Origin of the sequence: Enterobacter sp. DSM 30060 (assembly GCF_013375955.1) — a bacterium.
GTDB lineage: Bacteria > Pseudomonadota > Gammaproteobacteria > Enterobacterales > Enterobacteriaceae > Enterobacter > Enterobacter intestinihominis.
In genome coordinates, this window is sequence record NZ_CP056118.1 from 2,906,661 (window position 1) to 2,925,220 (window position 18,560).

At 57.6% G+C, this 18,560-nt stretch carries 18 protein-coding genes; 6 read left to right on the top strand and 12 right to left on the bottom strand.

Annotated elements, in window-relative coordinates:
• Positions 1–126 precede the first annotated feature (126 nt).
• Positions 127–981, bottom strand: a complete 855-nt coding sequence (locus tag HWQ15_RS13790) for a hypothetical protein (RefSeq protein WP_063149176.1) — start codon at positions 979–981, stop codon at positions 127–129.
• Positions 982–1,123: 142 nt separating this feature from the next.
• Between HWQ15_RS13790 and fetA the strand changes: the two genes are divergently transcribed.
• A complete protein-coding gene (gene fetA, locus HWQ15_RS13795; RefSeq protein ID WP_023305606.1) occupies positions 1,124–1,795 on the top strand; it encodes an iron ABC transporter ATP-binding protein FetA in 672 nt (223 codons plus the stop codon).
• Positions 1,788–2,570, top strand: coding sequence for an iron export ABC transporter permease subunit FetB (gene fetB / locus HWQ15_RS13800; RefSeq protein ID WP_022647290.1), 783 nt, complete (start codon positions 1,788–1,790; stop codon positions 2,568–2,570). The genes fetA and fetB overlap by 8 nt, the downstream gene beginning before the upstream one ends.
• Before the next feature lie 49 nt (positions 2,571–2,619).
• On the opposite strand, the gene HWQ15_RS13805 is transcribed toward fetB, so the two are convergent.
• Genes HWQ15_RS13805 through tesA form a run of 3 tightly spaced genes read right to left on the bottom strand, consistent with a single transcriptional unit; the run spans position 2,620 to position 4,955 of the window.
• A complete protein-coding gene (locus HWQ15_RS13805) occupies positions 2,620–3,474 on the bottom strand; it encodes a co-chaperone YbbN (RefSeq protein WP_022647291.1) in 855 nt (284 codons plus the stop codon).
• Between the two features lie 58 nt (positions 3,475–3,532).
• A complete protein-coding gene (locus tag HWQ15_RS13810; RefSeq protein WP_096216772.1) occupies positions 3,533–4,342 on the bottom strand; it encodes an SDR family oxidoreductase in 810 nt (269 codons plus the stop codon).
• Complete coding sequence (tesA, locus tag HWQ15_RS13815; protein WP_003858933.1) at positions 4,323–4,955, bottom strand: multifunctional acyl-CoA thioesterase I/protease I/lysophospholipase L1; 633 nt, start codon at positions 4,953–4,955, stop codon at positions 4,323–4,325. Before tesA ends, HWQ15_RS13810 begins: the two co-directional genes overlap by 20 nt.
• Here tesA and ybbA point away from each other — a divergent pair.
• The 3 genes from ybbA (at position 4,926) to HWQ15_RS13830 (ending at position 9,351) form a co-directional block, all read left to right on the top strand.
• On the top strand, positions 4,926–5,612 hold the full coding sequence (gene ybbA, locus HWQ15_RS13820; RefSeq protein ID WP_006809828.1) for a putative ABC transporter ATP-binding protein YbbA: 687 nt from the start codon (positions 4,926–4,928) through the stop codon (positions 5,610–5,612). The genes tesA and ybbA overlap by 30 nt on opposite strands.
• Complete coding sequence (gene ybbP, locus HWQ15_RS13825; protein ID WP_063149177.1) at positions 5,609–8,023, top strand: putative ABC transporter permease subunit YbbP; 2,415 nt, start codon at positions 5,609–5,611, stop codon at positions 8,021–8,023. The genes ybbA and ybbP overlap by 4 nt, the downstream gene beginning before the upstream one ends.
• A 182-nt stretch (positions 8,024–8,205) precedes the next feature.
• Positions 8,206–9,351, top strand: coding sequence for a porin (locus HWQ15_RS13830; protein WP_022647296.1), 1,146 nt, complete (start codon positions 8,206–8,208; stop codon positions 9,349–9,351).
• Positions 9,352–9,476: 125 nt separating this feature from the next.
• Here the strand turns inward: HWQ15_RS13830 and mnmH are convergent, their stop codons facing one another.
• From mnmH to ppiB, 5 genes are all read right to left on the bottom strand, one after another.
• Positions 9,477–10,547, bottom strand: coding sequence for a tRNA 2-selenouridine(34) synthase MnmH (gene mnmH / locus HWQ15_RS13835; protein ID WP_038415556.1), 1,071 nt, complete (start codon positions 10,545–10,547; stop codon positions 9,477–9,479).
• Positions 10,548–10,631: 84 nt separating this feature from the next.
• Complete coding sequence (purK, locus tag HWQ15_RS13840) at positions 10,632–11,699, bottom strand: 5-(carboxyamino)imidazole ribonucleotide synthase (RefSeq protein ID WP_063149178.1); 1,068 nt, start codon at positions 11,697–11,699, stop codon at positions 10,632–10,634.
• Entirely contained in the window at positions 11,696–12,205 is a 510-nt protein-coding gene (purE, locus tag HWQ15_RS13845; protein ID WP_006809824.1) for a 5-(carboxyamino)imidazole ribonucleotide mutase, read from the bottom strand. The genes purK and purE overlap by 4 nt, the downstream gene beginning before the upstream one ends.
• A 118-nt stretch (positions 12,206–12,323) precedes the next feature.
• Positions 12,324–13,046, bottom strand: a complete 723-nt coding sequence (lpxH, locus tag HWQ15_RS13850; RefSeq protein ID WP_022647299.1) for a UDP-2,3-diacylglucosamine diphosphatase — start codon at positions 13,044–13,046, stop codon at positions 12,324–12,326.
• A 3-nt stretch (positions 13,047–13,049) separates the two neighbouring features.
• On the bottom strand, positions 13,050–13,544 hold the full coding sequence (gene ppiB / locus HWQ15_RS13855) for a peptidylprolyl isomerase B (RefSeq protein ID WP_000256009.1): 495 nt from the start codon (positions 13,542–13,544) through the stop codon (positions 13,050–13,052).
• Positions 13,545–13,719: 175 nt separating this feature from the next.
• On the opposite strand from ppiB, the gene cysS reads away from it, so the two are divergent.
• Complete coding sequence (gene cysS, locus HWQ15_RS13860) at positions 13,720–15,105, top strand: cysteine--tRNA ligase (protein ID WP_063149179.1); 1,386 nt, start codon at positions 13,720–13,722, stop codon at positions 15,103–15,105.
• Positions 15,106–15,191: 86 nt separating this feature from the next.
• Here the strand turns inward: cysS and HWQ15_RS13865 are convergent, their stop codons facing one another.
• The 3 genes from HWQ15_RS13865 to HWQ15_RS13875 all read right to left on the bottom strand — a co-directional run bounded on the left by HWQ15_RS13865 (position 15,192) and on the right by HWQ15_RS13875 (position 18,389).
• Positions 15,192–15,716, bottom strand: coding sequence for a metal-dependent hydrolase (locus tag HWQ15_RS13865; protein WP_045307898.1), 525 nt, complete (start codon positions 15,714–15,716; stop codon positions 15,192–15,194).
• Between the two features lie 73 nt (positions 15,717–15,789).
• A complete protein-coding gene (malI, locus tag HWQ15_RS13870) occupies positions 15,790–16,806 on the bottom strand; it encodes a Mal regulon transcriptional regulator MalI (protein WP_023299483.1) in 1,017 nt (338 codons plus the stop codon).
• 83 nt (positions 16,807–16,889) lie between these two features.
• The gene (locus HWQ15_RS13875) at positions 16,890–18,389 is read right to left on the bottom strand and encodes a PTS transporter subunit EIIC (protein WP_003858916.1); all 1,500 of its coding nucleotides are present in this window, start codon (positions 18,387–18,389) and stop codon (positions 16,890–16,892) included.
• Positions 18,390–18,560: the final 171 nt, after the last annotated feature.

Below are 18,560 nucleotides of genomic sequence, written 5' to 3' on the forward strand. Positions count from 1 at the left end.
GAGAAAAAGTGCGTATTTGTTGAACGTAAGTATATCGGTTAACGGGCGGGATTTCGCCCCTGTAAAGAGGTGGGAACCGGACTGGTAAAATTAAAACGCCCCGCCAGGAGAGCGGGGCGCATAGCGTTACTCTTCAGACCAGGTATAGCTGAAGTCGGTGATAAACCCATCCCCGGCGTCAGCGATGGCTTTCGATAAGCCCTGATAGTATTTTTCCAGGCCGATGGCCTCTATCTGCTGGATCTGCTCGCGAATGGGCGCGCAGAACAGTACTGCATTGCCCGCTCCGACACGTTTGTTGTTCGGCGGCAGATCGCCGGTAATCCCCTTAAACCAGGTTCTGATCCCTTGCTTTAAGCTGTGCGGCGCTTTTGCAAGATCCTTCTGGCCTGTCAGCACCTGTAAGGTGGGGAACTCATTTGCATTGACGGCGGTTTTCATGCGTGCAAAGAACGCGGTAAAAAGCTCAAAAGAGCCGAGATCCGTGACGCGAGGCTTGGTGGTTTTTCCGTTTTTATTGCCCATTTTTCCGGCAGGGGCTGTAGGCGCCGGAACCACATTGACCTTATGCAGATCCAGACCAAACAGCAGATTGCAGTGCGCCCGGCGCTCTTTAAGCGGGTAGGACATTAGCACGTCAATAAACGCCGTCGCCTTCACATCGGCCAGGTCATGGTTAATCAGCCATTGCGAGCGGGCAAATTCCGCGGGGGAAACGAACCAGTCCGGCACCTCAGTAAAGCGTCTGGATTTACCCTTGCCGTCAAACTCGAGAAAGTAAGCCCCATCATCGAAAGCAAAATAGCAGTTTTTAAAGCTTCCGATCGTGGTGTTAACGATGAGCGCCTTCTTAACAAAATCGACCACCTCTGCACCCATGACAAAACGCGTGAGTTCAGAAGAATTGATGACTTCCATTAATGTTTCCACATCTGGAACACCAGGCTTCAGGGAAGAGAACTCATAAAAGATATGTGTCATGTTGCTGACTTCCTGTAGTTATAGAGGTGACAATTACCGAACAAAAAGTTTAACACTTGCGATAGGTTAAGGCTATTCGCGCAGCGTAGCGGAAAGGATTATGCTAAAGGCTGTTCTTATCACAGCGGTTAACGGAATCGGAATGAATAATAAAAAAAATCTTCTGGATATCAGGGATGTTGGCTTTCGTGTGGGTGATAACACCATCCTTCAGCACGTCGATTTTTGTCTCTCTCCGGGCGAATTTAAACTCATAACCGGCCCCTCCGGCTGCGGCAAAAGCACCCTCCTGAAAATCGTGGCTTCGCTACTGAGTCCAACGGAGGGAACCATCCTGTTTGAAGGGAAAGATATCGCCACGCTTACACCGGAAAGCTATCGCCAGCAGGTGTCATACTGCGTGCAAACGCCGTCCCTGTTTGGCGACACGGTGTACGACAATCTGGTTTTCCCCTGGCACATCCGCAACCAAACGCCCGATCCGAAAAAGTTTGCGGACGATCTGACCCGTTTTGGGCTTCCGCCGGAGACGCTGACCAAATCGACTGCCGAACTGTCAGGCGGGGAAAAGCAGCGCGTCTCGCTGATCCGTAACCTGCAATTCCTGCCGAAGGTGCTTTTGCTGGATGAAATCACCAGCGCGCTGGATGACGCTAACAAGCGCAACGTCAATGAGATTATTCATCGCTACGTCCGTGAACAGGATATTGCCGTGCTGTGGGTGACGCACGATTCAAACGAAATTAGCCATGCGGATGATGTCATCACGCTCAGGCCGCAGGGCGGGAAAATGGAGGAGGCTCACCGTGGGTGAACATAACATAACCAACGAATCGCTGGCGCTGTCGATGGTCCTGGTGCTGGTGGCGATTGTGGTCAGCTACCGGGAGAAGCTGGGGCTGGAAAAAGATATTCTGTGGAGTATCGTTCGCGCGGTCATTCAGCTCATCATCGTCGGCTATGTGCTGAAATACATCTTCAACGTCAATCATGCCGTGCTGACCCTGTTGATGGTGCTGTTTATCTGCTTTAACGCGGCATGGAACGCGCAGAAACGCAGTAAATACATCGATAAAGCGTTCCTCTCGTCGTTTATTGCCATCACTACCGGGACCGCGTTAACGCTGGCAGTACTGGTGCTCTCCGGCTCGATAGAGTTTACGCCAATGCAGGTGATCCCCATTTCCGGGATGATTGCGGGCAATGCGATGGTGGCGGTCGGGTTATGCTACAACAATCTGGGGCAACGCTTCAGCAGTGAACAGCAACAGCTTCAGGAGAAGCTAAGCCTGGGCGCGACACCGAAGGTGGCCTCGGCGCGGTTGATCCGCGACAGCATTCGTTCTTCGCTGATCCCAACGGTGGATTCCGCCAAAACCGTGGGTCTGGTGAGCCTGCCGGGCATGATGTCGGGGCTGATTTTTGCCGGTATCGATCCGGTAAAAGCGATTAAATACCAGATTATGGTGACGTTTATGCTGCTCTCTACGGCGAGCCTGTCGACGATTATTGCCTGCTATCTGACCTATCGGAAGTTTTACAATGCGCGCCACCAGCTGGTGGTGACGCAGTTGAAAAAGACGGGGTAATATCGGCTTTTGTAGGCCCGGCAAGCGTTAGCGCCACCGGGCATTTTTGTTAGTAAAGCAATGCGTACAGCTGACGACGATACTTAGACGCCAGCGCGTCACCGGTGCCGAGCGCGGCCAGGATCTCCTGGAACATCTTTCGCGCCTGACCGTCTGCGGCGCCCAGGTCCTTCTGAAGGTGGCTAAACAGCAGCTCCAGCGCCTCTTCATTACGCCCCACCTGATGAAGCTGAAGCGCCAGCTGGCTTGCCAGCGCGGCATCCGCCGGGTTGTCCGCAACCTGCTGCTGAAGTTGCTGAATTTCAGGGGTATCCGCCGCCTGTTTCAGCAGGTCAATCTGCGCCACCAGGCCCTGATAGCGGGTGTCCTGATCCTGCATCGGCACCGTTTTCAGCACGGCTTCCGCGTCTTCGGGGCGGTGCAGCGCAATCTGGGTCTCTGCCAGCAGCAGACCAATCTGGCTGTTCTGGTTCGACAGCTGCCACGCGTCTTTTAACAGCGGCAGCGCCTCGTCGTACTTGCCTTCCTGCATCAGCGCCATGGCTTCCTGCGCTTTCAGCTCTTCTTCGCGCGGCAGGACTTTATCAAGCAGGGCGCGGATCGCCTCTTCCGGCTGCGGCCCCTGGAAGCCATCCACCGGCTGACCGTTCTGGAACAGGTAGACGGTTGGGATCGCACGCAGGCCAAACTGGGAAGCCACCATCGGTTCGGCGTCACAATCCAGCTTCGCCAGAATGAATTGACCGTTGTACTGCGCGGCAAGGCTTTCCAGGACCGGCGTCAGCTGCAGGCAGTGTTGGCTGCGTTCAGACCAGAAGTAGAACAGCACCGGTGTAGTCATTGACTGTTCGAGTGTCTGTTGCAGGTTAGCTTCAGTTATGTTGACGATATTCTGTACGGACATGCGGCATTCTCTTTTATCGGTTTACTCTTTACATGGGGGTAAGCGTCGTCGCTTCAACTCAACCCTGCAAAATTTTGTCCATCATCCGCCCCGGCAGCAGGCGTTTCAACCAGCCGACGGCATGGGTCACCAGCGTCACCGGATAGCGCATTTTAGGGGTATCGCTCTCAAATGCGTGGCGCACTTTGGCAACCACGGCTTCTGGCCCAAGCGTAAAACGCGCCGCGATACCGGGATTTTCGACCGGTTGGTCCGCCTGCGTCTGGTTAACGTTTTCCGTAAAGCGGGTGCGGATGGGGCCCGGTTCAATCAGGCTGACCTTAATGCCGCTGTGGCGCAGCTCCATGCGCAACGCATCGGACCAGGCTTCAAGCGCATATTTACTGGCAGCGTAAGCCCCGCGTCCCGGCGTGGAGATCAGGCCCATCACCGAGGAGGTCATGACAATCCGCCCTTCGCCGTGCGGCAGCATGGCGGGGAGAAGGCGCATGGTGAGCTGATGCGCCCCAAAAAAGTTTGCGGAGAACTGCTGCTCCAGCTGTTCCCGCGAGAGGGTCTGTAGCGGGCCGTACACGCCGTAGCCCGCATTGTTAAACAGACCGTAAAGACGGTTGCTGGTCAGGGCGATAACCTCATCGGCGGCCTGCTCCACGCTCTCTGGCGAATCGAGATCCAGCAGAATGCCGGTAAATCCCAGCCCTCGCATGCGTTCGACATCTTCGGGTTTGCGGCAGGCTGCAAGCACCCAAAACCCCTGGCGTTTCAGTTCAAGGGCGCTTTCAAGGCCAATTCCGCTGGAACATCCTGTTATTAAGACCGATTTTTGCATAACTTTACCTGTCAGGTTCTCAGCTGTTTGACGAGTCATGTTTTACTAAAGGAGCCAGCCGGGTTGCCATCCAGTCGGCAATGAACGGCTGGGCATCGCGATTGGGGTGAATGCCATCATCCTGCATCCACTGGGGTTTCAGATAGACCTCTTCCATGAAAAATGGCAGCAGCGGAATATCAAACTCTTTGGCAAGCTTAGGATAGATCGCGCTAAACGCCTCATTATACCGACGGCCGTAGTTAGCGGGCAGGCGAATTTGCATCAGCAGCGGCTGGGCGTTAGCGGCCTTAATGGTCTGCAAAATAGTCCGCAGCGTTTGCTCCGTTTGCTGTGGCTGGAAGCCGCGCAAACCATCATTACCGCCCAGTTCGACCAATACCCAACGCGGTTGATGCTGCTTAAGCAGGGCAGGCAGGCGCGATAAGCCTTGCTGCGACGTATCGCCGCTGATGCTGCCGTTAACGACAGACGCCCGGGACTGCCATTTATCATTGAGCAGGGCGGGCCAGGCCGCACTGGCGGCCATACGATAGCCCGCGCTCAGGCTGTCGCCCAGAATCAATAACGTGTCCGCAGCCGCCGCGCGGAAGGTCATCAGCATCAAAAACAGGAAGGGCAAATGCCAGCGGAAAACATTGTTGAAGTTCATCGTCTTAAGAAGTCCGTCGGTCAGGGAGAACACGAGCTTTCCATCCTCACCGGAGTTGAACTCGTTGTCAAACGTGCCGAAACCATCGCCCTGATTGGCGAATCCGGTTCCGGTAAGTCCACGCTGCTGGCCATTCTCGCCGGGCTGGACGATGGCAGCAGCGGGGAAGTGAACCTGGTCGGCCAGCCCCTCCACGCGCTTGATGAAGAGGCGCGCGCCGCGCTGCGTGCCCGGCATATCGGGTTTGTCTTTCAGTCATTCATGCTGATCCCAACCCTCAACGCGCTGGAAAACGTTGAGCTGCCCGGCCTGCTGCGCGGTGAAAATACCCGCGAAAGCCGCGATCACGCCAAAGCGTTGCTGGAACAGTTGGGGCTGGGAAAACGTCTCGACCACCTTCCGGCACAGCTTTCCGGCGGTGAGCAGCAGCGCGTGGCGCTGGCCAGGGCGTTTAACGGGCGCCCGGAAGTGCTGTTTGCCGATGAGCCCACGGGCAATCTCGACCGTAAAACCGGGGACAAAATTGCCGATCTGCTGTTTTCCCTCAACCGCGAGCATGGCACCACGCTGATTCTGGTTACCCACGACCCGCAGTTGGCCGCCCGCTGCGACCGCCGCCTGCGGCTGGTGAACGGTGTTCTTCAGGAGGAAGCATGATTGCTCGCTGGTTCTGGCGCGAATGGCGCTCGCCCTCGCTGCTGATTGTCTGGCTGGCGTTGAGCCTGGCGGTGGCCTGCGTGCTGGCGCTCGGCAGCGTCAGCGATCGTATGGAGAAAGGGCTTAGCCAGCAGAGTCGGGAATTTATGGCGGGGGACCGGGCTCTGCAAAGTTCTCGTCCCGTGCCGCCGGGCTGGATTGAGGAAGCGCGCAAAGAGGGGCTGAAGGTGGGAGAGCAAATCACCTTCCAGACCATGACCTTTGCGGGCGACACGCCACAGCTTGCCAGCGTAAAAGCCGTGGATGACATCTACCCGATGTATGGTGACTTACAAACCAGTCCGCCGGGGCTAAAACCGACGGCCGGTACGGTACTGCTGGCATCGCGTCTGATGGCGCTGCTGAACCTGAAACCCGGCGACAGCATCGACGTCGGCGACGCGACCCTCAAAATTGCCGGGGAAGTGGTGCAGGAGCCCGACTCCGGATTTAATCCGTTCCAGCTCGCGCCGCGCCTGCTGATGAACACCGCTGATGTGGCGAAAACCAACGCCGTCCAGCCGGGTAGCCGCGTCACATGGCGCTATAAGTTTGGCGGGACGCCTGCTCAACTGGAGGCGTATGAAAAATGGCTCCTGCCTCAGCTCAAGCCGGAACATCGCTGGTACGGGCTGGAGCAGGATGACGGGGCGCTCGGCAAATCCCTCGAGCGTTCTCAGCAGTTTCTGTTGCTGTCGGCGCTGTTAACCCTGCTGCTGGCCATTGCGGCCGTTGCCGTGGCAATGGGGCACTACTGCCGCAGCCGTTACGATCTGGTGGCGATCCTCAAAACTCTCGGCGCGGGCCGGGCACAGCTGCGCAAGCTGATTGTCGGCCAGTGGCTGATGGTGCTGGCGCTGTCGGCTCTGACCGGCGGGGCGATAGGGCTGCTGTTTGAAAAGCTGCTGATGGTGCTGCTCAAACCGGTACTGCCCGCTGCGCTGCCGCCTGCCAGCCTCTGGCCGTGGCTGTGGGCCATCGGCGCGATGACGACGATCTCCCTGCTGGTGGGGTTACGCCCCTACCGGCTGCTGCTCGCCACCCAGCCGCTGCGCGTGCTGCGCCGGGATGTGGTGGCCAGCGTCTGGCCGCTGAAGTTCTATCTGCCGGTGATTATTGCGGTGGCAGTCGGGCTGTTGGCCTGGCTGATGGGCGGCAGTACGCTGCTGTGGGCGGTGCTGGCGGGCGCGGTGGTGCTGGCGCTGCTGTGCGGCGTGGTGGGCTGGGTACTGCTTAATGTGCTGAGTAAGCTGACAGTTAAATCACTCCCCATACGGTTAGCGGTTAACCGACTGCTGCACCAGCCGTGGTCTACCCTCAGCCAGCTCTCGGCATTTTCGCTGTCGTTTATGCTGCTGGCGCTTCTGCTGGTGCTGCGCGGGGATCTGCTGGATCGCTGGCAGCAGCAGCTTCCGCCGGAAAGCCCGAACTATTTCCTGATCAACATTGCTCCCGAACAGGTGACGCCGCTGAAGGGGTTCCTGTCTGAGCATCACATTATTCCGGAATCGTTCTATCCGATCGTGCGCGCCCGCCTGACGCAGATCAACGGCCTGTCGACGGAGGGAAATAAGGATGAATCGCTCAACCGCGAGCTCAACCTGACCTGGCAGGCGAAACGTCCGGACCATAACCCGATCGTGGCCGGCACCTGGCCGCCGAAAGCGGGGGAGGTGTCGATGGAGGAGGGGCTGGCGACACGCCTGAACGTGAAGCTCGGCGATAGCGTGACCTTTACCGGTGATACCCAGGATTTCACCGCCAAAGTCACCAGCCTGCGCAAAGTGGACTGGGAAAGCCTGCGGCCAAATTTCTTCTTCATCTTCCCGCCGGACGCGCTGGACGGACAGCCCCAGAGCTGGCTGACCAGCTTCCGCTGGGAAAACGGCAACGGCATGCTGACGCAACTTAACCGGGAATTTCCGACGGTGAGCCTGCTGGATATCGGCGCGATCCTCAAACAGGTCGGGCAGGTGCTGGAACAGGTGAGCCGCGCCCTGGAGGTGATGGTGGTGCTGGTGACCGTCTGCGGCCTATTGCTGCTGCTGGCGCAGGTGCAGGTCGGCATGCGTCAGCGTCATCAGGAGCTGGTGGTCTACCGCACGCTGGGGGCCAGTAAACGGCTGCTGCGCGCCACGCTGTGGAGCGAATTTGCCCTGCTCGGGCTGGTGGCGGGCCTGGTGGCGGCCATCGGGGCGGAAACCGCACTGGCGGTGCTTCAGACGAAAGTCTTTGATTTTCCATGGGAGCCTGACTGGCGGCTGTGGTTAACGTTGCCCGTATGCGGCGCGGTGCTGCTGTCCCTGTGCGGTGGCTGGCTCGGGACGCGGCTGTTGAAAGGTAAAGCGCTGTTCCGCCAGTTTGTCAGCTAGTTTACTTGCGTGATGATGACGCACCGGCATTTCTGCTGGTGTGTCATCGCTTAATAGCACAAATCGTTAATACCCATGCATTTAGTAGCACAAAACATTAAAAACCCGCCCACGCAGCCCGAATTTTTCCGGTTAATATTCACCAGCTAAATATTTAGCAGCGTGTCTATCAAGGAAAAATAATGACTATAAGAAAAACAGCGCTGGCGACAACGATCGGCGCAGCAGTGGCATTGGCTTCTTTCGCATCTCAGGCGGAAATCACCCTTCTGAAACAGGATCCGCAGGCGGGTAACCCGCTGAGCCGTCTGAACTTCACCGTTGGCGGCAGCATCCGTCCTCAGTTCCAGAACATGACCGGTGATGACGGCAAAAACGGCTACAAGCGTAACGGTTTTGACGGCGGTACCCGTTTCCGTTTCGCGGCAGACTACTACCTGTTCGATGACATCAGCTGGATCACCTACTACGAGCTGGGTGTGAACATTCCGGCGCAGTTTAACTGGGATAACCACTACGCCGACGGCGCGCACGACACCTCACGCCGTATGCTCTACACCGGTCTGAAGAGCGACACCTGGGGTACGCTGACCTTCGGCCAGCAGAACAGCGTGTACTATGACGTGGTGGGCGCGAAAACCGATATCTGGGACTACGACATGATTGGTCAGGCGTCGGGTAACGGGATCAACGGCGACTACGACGGCTCTTACCGTTCACGCCAGATGCTGAAGTACAAGAAAACCGTGGGCGATGCTGACATCTACGCCTCTTACCTGTTTGAAGACAGCGAATACCTGCCGGGCAACGGCCTGCGCTACAAGCGCAAAGGCGGCGGTTCACTGGGTATCGATTACCACCTGACCACCGATCTGACCTGGGGCGCAGCGTGGAACTACACCCGCGCGGACATGCGTAATCCGGACAACGGCGACAGCAAATCCTACGACCAGAACATTCTCGGCACCGCACTGAGCTGGACGCCGGATAACTGGACCTTCTCCGCAGGCGGCGGCTGGTATCAGAACTTCATGACCACCAAAAAAGTGTCCGTTAACGACTACTTCGCCGGTGATGCATGGGGTATTGAATACTTCGCAGGGTACAAATTCCCGGTCGGTCAGTATGCGGTGAAATCCATTCAGCCGTACTTCATGGGCGACCGCATTGAGTACGTGAACGGCCGTAACTACCAGCGCATCGACAACGGCGTAGGTATCAGCGTCCAGCTGGACTACGGTTTCCGCGTGGATTACGAACACGTGTTCACCTCCAGCACCGACAACCTGGGCGACATGAACCTGGTGCGTCTGCGTTACGACTTCTGAGTTGTCATGTAGGGTGCGGCCTGATGCCCTCACCCTGACCCTCTCCCACGGGGAGAGGGAAAAAACATTAAAAACGGCAACCCAGGTTGCCGTTTTGCTTTTACCTCGCCACCCGGCTTTATTTTTCAGCGATCAAGCCACTCGGCAATTTCTTCGTACGTCCCGCGAAAAACAATCTTCTCCGCTTTCTTCTCCAGCTGATAGCCGTACATCGGGTCGTAATAGTCCTTCAGCAGCGGCACAAGCCAGCTGAAGTGCGCGTCAGTGCTTCCAGAGCGCTGTTGTTCCAGCAGCGCGGAATCTAATAGCGCGGTAAATTCCGCGAATCGTTGCAGCCCCAGACGACGGCGGATGGCGAACAGGCCGTGATGCAGGTATTCGCTGTAGGCTTTCCAGCCCGCTTCTTCACCGTAGGCGGCAAAAAAATCGGCCCACATGTGGTCGAAATACTCTTCGCGCAGGCGCTCAAGACGGATCTCAAACGGATCTTCGACCACCACGACAGGCGCTTCCGCCATGCGGTCGCGCAGGCACTCCGGCAGGTGGTTAGAGCCAATCATCCGGCCCTCATCCTCCAGCACCCAGCGCGCGGCATCTTTTTTTAGCAGCTCGACGGCAAGGTGATTCTCGAAGCTCGCCTGAGAAAGTTGCGGGGTGAGCGTACGGCCAAATGACGAGCCGCGATGGTGCGCCAGCCCTTCCAGATCGATGCCCTGCGCATGCTGCTTCACCAGCAGCGTTTTGCCGTTTCCGGTACAGCCACCGATAAGCACCATCGGTTTTTGTGACTGCTCAATCGTCACCTGAATCGCTGTCTGGCGCAGGGCCTTATAGCCGCCGCGGATCAGCGGATAATCGATTCCCGCCTCTTTAAGCCAGGCCTGGGAGATATGTGAGCGCTGGCCACCGCGCGCGCAGCAAAGGTAGCCCTCAGGATGGGCCAGGCTGGCTTCGCGCCAGGCGTTGATGCGCGCCTCTCGCGTCTCGCCGTTGACCAGGCTATGGCCGAGCGTCAGTGCGGCGTCCGGACCCTGGCGTTTATAGCAGGTGCCGACGGCGGCACGCTCGTCGTCGTTCATTAAGGGCAGGTTGAGTGCGGCGGGCATCGCACCCTGGACAAATTCGATCGGCGCGCGAACGTCGATTAAAGGGGTATCGGACGCGAGGATCGCGCGATAGTCCGTTCCATCGTTCATGGTGGTTCCAGAAGAAAGCTAAGCAGCAATGGGCGGGAATTGTACGCCGGGGAAGGGGAAGGTCAACTCCCCGGCGGGGGTTACTTACTTCAGTTTTGACTGCGCCCAGACAATCCCGCTCGCGTATTCTGGCGGCAGCAGGGGAACAATCGCTTCCAGCGTGGCGCTCAGGCGGTCCGTGTCGGTATCGTTCAGGTTCAGGTGGCCGACCTTACGACCCGGGCGCACCGCTTTGTCGTACCAGTGCAGGTGCACCAGCGGCAGCTTCAGCCAGTCGTAGTTCAGATCGGTGCCGATCAGGTTGATCATCACCGACGGGCTGGTCACCACCGGCTGCGGCAGCGGCAGGTCAGTGATGGCGCGCAGGTGCAGCTCGAACTGGCTGATGGAGGCACCGTTTTGCGTCCAGTGGCCGCTGTTGTGCACGCGCGGCGCAAGTTCGTTGATCAGCAGACCCGATGGCGTGACGAAACACTCCATCGCCATTACGCCCACATAGCCCAGCTCATGCATGATGGCAGAGAGCATCTCTTCCGCCTGCGCCTGCTGGTCAGCATTGGCCTGCGGGAAGGCGACGCTGGTGCGCAGAATCCCGTCCTGATGCAGGTTATGCGTTAGCGGGTAAAAAACGGTGTGCCCGTCATGCCCGCGCCCACCCACCAGCGACACTTCACCGCTGAAGTTTATGCCCTGCTCAACGATGCACTCGCCGTAGCAGTCGTCCGGCAGCTCGGCGGTGTCGTTCGCGCGCAGGCGCCACTGCCCGCGACCGTCGTAGCCGCCGACACGACGCTTCACGATCGCCAGATCGCCCAGCATGGCGAAGACGTCATTCCACTCGCTTTTGTCGGACAACAGCTGCCACGGCGCGGCCGCAAGGCCGAGCTTGTCGAACAGCTGCTTTTGCGTCAGACGGTCGGCGATGATCGGGAAGACGTCGCGGTTCACAAAGGCGTTATGGCGCGCCAGCTCGCGGGTCAGGGCGGTTTCCGGCCAGCGTTCAATTTCGGCGGTGATCACGCTCTGATGGAACGGCACGGCTTCCGGCTCGGCGTCCAGCCCGACGGGCCAGACGGCAATACCCAGCGGCTCACCGGCCTGACGCAGCATCCGGCCAAGCTGACCATTACCAAGAACGCAAACCTGCTTCATGCTGCACCCCGCGGATCCGGGTTATCCAGCACCTCGTCGGTCTGGGCTTTACGCCACTCCGCCAGGCGTTGATGTAAGTCTTTATCATGCGTCGCGAGGATCTGCGCGGCCAGCAGGGCGGCATTTGCGGCACCCGCCTTACCAATCGCCAGCGTACCGACAGGGATACCGCGCGGCATCTGGACGATAGAGTACAGGCTATCAACCCCGCTTAACGCGGCGCTCTGTACCGGCACGCCCAGTACCGGCACCAGGGTTTTGGCGGCAATCATGCCCGGCAGATGTGCTGCGCCGCCCGCACCGGCAATGATCACCTCGTAACCGTTCTCTTCGGCGCTTTCGGCGAAGCTGAACAGTTTATCCGGCGTACGGTGCGCGGAAACCACTTCGACGTGGTGCGGAACATTCAGGATTTCAAAGATTTCGGCGGCGAATTGCATGGTAGCCCAGTCGCTTTTGGACCCCATCACGATGGCGACACGCGCCGGATTATTGCGGGAAGACATGCGTCTTAAAACTCCTGTGGTGCGGAACACACTGCTTTCAAGGGCACAGAGAATAGCATGTAATACCGGCAAGGAAAACGGTTGCGTGGTCGGGAAATGAGCGAAAAAACGAGGAGGGTTAAAACGGGAAGGCGATCAGTTCCACACCTTCCGGCGTGACTTTGACCATCGATCCTTCGCTGTGCCAGGCGCCTAAAACCACGCGATGGGCGGGCTCGCCGTTGGCGATAAGGGAATGCACATCGGGACGATGGGTATGGCCGTGGATCAGCCACTGAACGCGATGCTTCTCCATCACGTTCACCACCGCCTGCGGGTTGACGTCCATGATGGTCATCGATTTGCTGCTATTGGCGGCCTTGCTGCCCGCGCGCATTCTGGCGGCGATGCGGTTGCGGATAAACAGCGGCAAGGCGAGGAACACTTTCTGGATCCACGGGGTGTGAACTTTGGCGCGAAACGCCAAGTAGCCGGTATCGTCAGTGCATAGCGTGTCGCCGTGCATGATCAGAATATTGCGGCCATAGAGGTCAAGCACCTGCTCTTCCGGGAGCAGCGTCATGCCGCTCTCGCGGGCGTAGCGCTGGCCGATCAGGAAATCACGGTTGCCGTGAATGAAATAGCAGGGGACGCCGGAATCCACCAGCGCTTTAATGGCCGCTGCCATCTCACGGTGCAGCGGGTTCGGATCGTCGTCGCCTATCCAGGCCTCAAACAGGTCACCCAGAATGTACAGCGCATCGGCGCTTTTCGCTTCACCGCGTAAAAAACGCAGAAAACCGGCGGTTATCGCCGGTTCTTCTGTTTGCAGATGCAGATCCGCAATAAAGAGTGTCGCCACGAATTACTCGCTGACGGTCACGCTTGTGATCACAACGTCTTCTTTAGGAACGTCCTGGTGCATACCGCTGCGGCCAGTAGAAACGGCTTTGATCTTGTCGACCACGTCCATGCCTTCAACCACTTCTGCGAATACGCAGTAGCCCCAGCCTTGCAGGCTTTCGCCAGAGAAGTTCAGGAAGTCGTTGTCCGCCACGTTAATGAAGAACTGTGCGGTAGCAGAGTGCGGGGCCTGAGTACGGGCCATTGCCAGCGTACCGCGGGTGTTTTTCAGGCCGTTGTTCGCTTCGTTTTTGATCGCTTCTTTCGTCTCTTTCTGGCGCATGCCAGGCTCGAAACCGCCGCCCTGGATCATAAAGCCGTTGATCACACGGTGGAAAATAGTGTTGTTGTAGAAACCTTCGCGGCAGTAGTCCAGGAAGTTTTTAACTGTTTCAGGCGCTTTGTCATCAAAGGTTTTGATTACGATATCGCCATGATTAGTGTGGAAAGTAACCATTTTTGCATCCTGTTCCGTTATTGTGGTGCGTCGACCCGTGCTCGGGTCACATATAGGGGCTTGTTATAGCATAACCACAGGACACGATCACCTTGCATTGTGTGCTGACCGTGCTCCGAATTATGGGTATTATAAGGAACAAACAATCCACACACGTGTTTACATGGAATCTTCGATGTTAAAAATCTTTAATACAATGACGCGCCAAAAAGAGGAATTTAAACCTATCCATGCCGGGGAAGTCGGCATGTACGTGTGTGGTATTACGGTTTACGATCTCTGTCATATCGGCCATGGCCGTACCTTTGTCGCGTTCGACGTGGTGTCCCGCTACCTGCGTTTCCTGGGCTATAACCTGAAGTATGTGCGCAACATCACCGACATCGACGACAAAATCATTAAACGTGCTAATGAAAATGGCGAAAGCTTTGTCGCGCTGGTGGATCGCATGATCGCCGAAATGCACAAGGATTTTGATGCCTTGAATATTCTGCGCCCGGATAGCGAGCCGCGTGCGACCCACCATATTCATGAAATCATTGAGATCACCCAAAAGCTGATCGAGCGCGGTCACGCCTATGTGGCGGACAACGGCGACGTGATGTTCTCGGTGCCGACGGACCCAACCTACGGTGCGCTTTCCCGCCAGGATCTGGACCAGCTCCAGGCCGGTGCACGCGTGGACGTGGTTGACGTGAAGCGTAATCCGATGGACTTCGTGCTGTGGAAGATGTCCAAAGCGGGCGAACCGAGCTGGCCATCCCCGTGGGGCGAAGGGCGTCCGGGCTGGCACATTGAATGTTCCGCGATGAACTGCAAACAGCTGGGCAACCATTTCGACATCCACGGCGGCGGTTCGGATCTGATGTTCCCGCATCATGAAAATGAAATCGCGCAGTCCACCTGTGCTCACGGCGGCGAGTACGTGAACTACTGGATGCACTCCGGGATGGTGATGGTTGACCGCGAGAAGATGTCGAAATCGCTGGGTAACTTCTTCACCGTGCGCGACGTGCTGAAGTATTACGACGCGGAAACCGTGCGCTACTTCCTGATGTCCGGCCACTATCGCAGCCAGCTGAACTACAGCGAAGAGAACCTGAAGCAGGCGCGCGCTGCGCTGGAGCGTCTGTATACCGCACTGCGCGGCACCGACAGGTCTGTTCCGGCCGCTGGCGGCGAGGCGTTCGAAGCCCGCTTCGTTGAGGTCATGAACGACGACTTCAACACGCCGGAAGCCTACTCCGTGCTGTTCGACATGGCGCGTGAGGTGAATCGCCTGAAGTCAGAAGATATGGCGGCGGCGAATGCGCTGGCGTCTCATCTGCGTAAGCTCTCTTCCGTGCTCGGCCTGCTGGAGCAGGACCCGGACGTGTTCCTGCAAAGCGGCGCGCAGGCGGACGACGGTGAAGTAGCTGAAATTGAAGCACTGATTAAAGCGCGTCTGGAAGCGCGTCAGGCGAAAGACTGGGCGGCGGCGGATGCGGCGCGTAACAGTCTGACCGAGATGGGTATTATTCTGGAAGATGGCCCGCAGGGCACCACCTGGCGTCGTAAGTAAGTCCGTAATGCCCGGTGGCGCCTACGCTTACCGGGCCTACAGGTGAAAGTAGGCCGGGTAAGGCGCAGCCGCCACCCGGTTTTTTTTTACCTTCTCTTCTTCCACCATAATACTCCCATCAGCACGATTCCCGGCAGCCACACCCACAGCAGTTCCGAGATAATCACCTGATGCCCGTACGGCGTGGTATAGCGCGACAGTGCAAACGGCGCGACCTTAATCACCTGCCACGGTGCAAAGAAGCGCTCATCTGACCAGGGCCACAGCCAGCCGACGCCTTTCCCGCCGGTGGTAATCGAATCCAGCAGGCTGTGCGACAGCAGCGACACGGTTAAAAACAGCCAGCAGCGCGACAGGCTGGCCCGGAACCATCGACGCCCAGCCAGCACGCAAAGTATGGGCACTACCAAGGCAAACAGCAGCGAATGAGTGAAACCGCGGTGGCCGAAAATATTCCCGTAGGCGACACCGAATTTAAACGCCAGTACGTCAGCGTCAGGCAGCATGGCGAGGACGATCCCGGCAAACAGCAGGCGGGGTGGGATGACTTTGGTTCCGAGCCCTAAGCCCAGACACAGAGGTACGGCAGCGTGGGTGATAACGGTAGGCATTGCATTTATCCATGGCAAATCATGGAAATATAGCAGTCATCACGCGCTATAAGACCCATGCTAAATTCTGAATTTACGCCGATTCCCGCGCGATAAGCTGGCCGGAGAGGGTAATACGCTGCGTTTGCAGATCCGGCTCCTTCAGCCTGCGGATCATCAGCCCTGCCGCCTGGCGGCCTGTCTCTTCGCTGGCAGACGAAACGTAAGTCAGTGACGGCGACGTGAGGTTTACGTGAAGCATATCTTCAAAGCCGATCAGCGCCACCTGCTGAGTCAGGAAAACATCTTTGCCCACCGTGCGCCCCACCTGGTGAATGCCGGAGATCGAACCGATCATCGCGTCCGGCGAATGGCAGAGCAGGGCGGTAATCGTGTTGTTCTTCTCCAGCAGCTGGCGAGTCGCCATGGCCGCCGCCTGCGTATCATCGGTGCAGGCGGGAGAATATTCCTCACGCCAGACCAGGCCGTTCTGCGTCATCGCGCTGCGAAAACCGAGCAGGCGCTGCTCGCGAATACGGCACCCGTCGCGCCCGCCAATGTAGGCGATGGTGCGGTGCCCGCGCTCGATAAGATAACGCGCGGCCAGGTTCGCCGCCTGGCGGTTATCGCGCATCACCAGATTGCATTTCTCTTCCAGCAACGACTGCGAAACCGCCACAAGCGGCAGCGGGCATTGGCGAATGTGTTCCGGGAGAGAGGCGGCGCGGGTGTCCGACGCCAGATAGATGACGCCCGCCACGCCCTGCTGCTTAAATGAGAGCAGGGTACGCTCAAGATGTTCGTCGTCGTTCAGCGGCTGACCGAGAAAAACCATATAACCCTGTTTCTCCAGCTCCTGAACGATGCTCGCCATCACTTTGATGGAAAAGCTGTCGCTGAAGTCCCGCAGGATCAGGCCGATTAAATTGGAGGTGTTGGCGCGAAGGTTGGCAGCGGCGACGTTATGAACATAGCCCAGCGTTGTGATGGCGGCATTGACCTTCCCGATCGTCGCCTCTGAGATCTTCCCTTTCTGGCGCAGCACCAGCGACACGGTAGAAACCGACACGCCCGCATGCTTTGCAACATCAATAATGCTGACTTTCTTCAAAACCGCTCCCTGAAATTTACCGATTATCAGCCAGATAAGAGGCGTACCCCAGCGTACAGGAGACGCCTCCTTCAGGCATCTTATTATTTGCCAATCATCGTTGACATGGTCTGGGCGATAAACTGTGCTCTGGCCCCGAAAATCACCTGTATCCCGTTATCGCCAACAAACACCACGCCGCGCGCGCCCAGCCCGTTCAGCCCGTCCCGGTCCACCGCTTCGCTCTTCGCCACTTCCAGACGCAAACGCGTGATGCAGGAGCCGACAGAATCAATGTTCTGCGCACCGCCCAGCAGGCCGATGATTTCGGTGGCAAGTTCGGAATCGGACTTGTCATTCGCGCTGGCGGTCACTTCGGTGCGGCCCGGCGTTTTCACGTCGAAACGGCGGATCACGAAGCGGAAGGTGAAATAGTAAATCAGGGCCATTGGGATACCGATGATAATGGCGCTCAGGAAGTTGGTCTGATAGCCGTTAAACGACGGCAGGATCCCGAACGACAGGTAGTCGATAAAGCCCGCCGAGAACGACTTGGCGATGTGCGCATGCAGCAGGTACATGGTCATGTACGCCAGGCCCGCCATGATGGCGTTGAAGACGTAAAGGATTGGCGCCACGAAGATAAAGGTGAACTCTACCGGCTCGGTGATGCCCGTCAGGAAGCAGGTGAGGGCGGCGGAGAAGAGAATACCGGCCGCGATTTTCTTATTCTTCGTGTGCGCTTCATGGTACATCGCAAGGCACGCCGCAGGCAGCGCGAACAGCATCAGCGGGAACTCGCCCTGCATGAATTTCCCGGCGTTCTGGTAGGTATCGCTGCTGAAGGATTTCACCCCCTCTTCGAGCATCTTGAACCAGATGGTCTGGTCGCCGTGGATCACCTGACCCGCCTGGGTAGTGTAATCCCCGAACGAATACCAGAAGGAGGGATACCAGATGTGGTGCAGGCCGAGCGGGATCAACGCGCGCTCCACCAGCCCGAAGATAAAGGTCGAGGCCGCCTGGTTATCGCCGTTCACCACCACGGACAGGGCGTCGATCCCGGACTGAATATGCTGCCACACGTACGGCAGCAGCAGGCCGAGCAGGAACGACAGAAATGCCGTCGCAATCGCCACAAAACGCTTCCCGGAGAAGAAGCCGAGGAATTCCGGCAGCTGCATGGTGTGGAAGCGGTTGTAGCACCAGGCCGCGAGAATACCGCAGATCAGGCCGCCAAAGACGCCCATCTGCAACGTCGGAATGCCGACGACCATGGCGTATTTCCCGCCCTGGGAGGCCATTTCCGGCGTAATGCTCAGCACGGTGCTGATGGTGATGTTGGTGACAAACACCGAGACCGCCGCAGAGAGTGCCGCAATGCCGGATTCCGAAGCCAGACCGACGGCAGAGCCGATGGCGAACAGCATCGGCAGGTTATCAAAGATAACCCCGCCGGCGTTCATCATCAGCGGCAGGTGGAACTTATCGCCGAAGGCCAGCAGCAGGCCCGCAGCGGGAAGCAGTGAAATTGGCAGCATTAAGGCGCGACCAATCATCGATAACTTAGACAGCGATTTAACAAACCCTGATATCAGACTCATGCTGATTTCCCCCCGAGTAGCGCTTTTTTCGCGCTGTTATTGTAAGTAGAACGTTTTAGTAGAACGTTCTACTTATCGTGGGGAAAGTCTGAAAATCGCGCAACATAATTTTCACGTTTCGCCAGAGGGAATAGTGATTATTTGAAGTTGATCGATAATTAACCGTGATGG

Bases quoted from the DNA above. Each gene is read 5' to 3' on its own strand.
- ppiB (WP_000256009.1), bottom strand. From the start codon at position 13,544: ATGGTTACTTTCCACACTAATCATGGCGATATCGTAATCAAAACCTTT.
- HWQ15_RS13790 (WP_063149176.1), bottom strand. From the start codon at position 981: ATGACACATATCTTTTATGAGTTCTCTTCCCTGAAGCCTGGTGTTCCA.
- tesA (WP_003858933.1), bottom strand. From the start codon at position 4,955: ATGAACTTCAACAATGTTTTCCGCTGGCATTTGCCCTTCCTGTTTTTG.
- HWQ15_RS13865 (WP_045307898.1), bottom strand. From the start codon at position 15,716: ATGCCTACCGTTATCACCCACGCTGCCGTACCTCTGTGTCTGGGCTTA.
- purK (WP_063149178.1), bottom strand. From the start codon at position 11,699: ATGAAGCAGGTTTGCGTTCTTGGTAATGGTCAGCTTGGCCGGATGCTG.
- fetA (WP_023305606.1), top strand. From the start codon at position 1,124: ATGAATAATAAAAAAAATCTTCTGGATATCAGGGATGTTGGCTTTCGT.
- ybbA (WP_006809828.1), top strand. From the start codon at position 4,926: ATGCCAGCGGAAAACATTGTTGAAGTTCATCGTCTTAAGAAGTCCGTC.
- HWQ15_RS13805 (WP_022647291.1), bottom strand. From the start codon at position 3,474: ATGTCCGTACAGAATATCGTCAACATAACTGAAGCTAACCTGCAACAG.
- purE (WP_006809824.1), bottom strand. From the start codon at position 12,205: ATGTCTTCCCGCAATAATCCGGCGCGTGTCGCCATCGTGATGGGGTCC.
- HWQ15_RS13875 (WP_003858916.1), bottom strand. From the start codon at position 18,389: ATGAGTCTGATATCAGGGTTTGTTAAATCGCTGTCTAAGTTATCGATG.
- HWQ15_RS13830 (WP_022647296.1), top strand. From the start codon at position 8,206: ATGACTATAAGAAAAACAGCGCTGGCGACAACGATCGGCGCAGCAGTG.
- mnmH (WP_038415556.1), bottom strand. From the start codon at position 10,547: ATGAACGATGGAACGGACTATCGCGCGATCCTCGCGTCCGATACCCCT.
- ybbP (WP_063149177.1), top strand. From the start codon at position 5,609: ATGATTGCTCGCTGGTTCTGGCGCGAATGGCGCTCGCCCTCGCTGCTG.
- cysS (WP_063149179.1), top strand. From the start codon at position 13,720: ATGTTAAAAATCTTTAATACAATGACGCGCCAAAAAGAGGAATTTAAA.
- HWQ15_RS13810 (WP_096216772.1), bottom strand. From the start codon at position 4,342: ATGACTCGTCAAACAGCTGAGAACCTGACAGGTAAAGTTATGCAAAAA.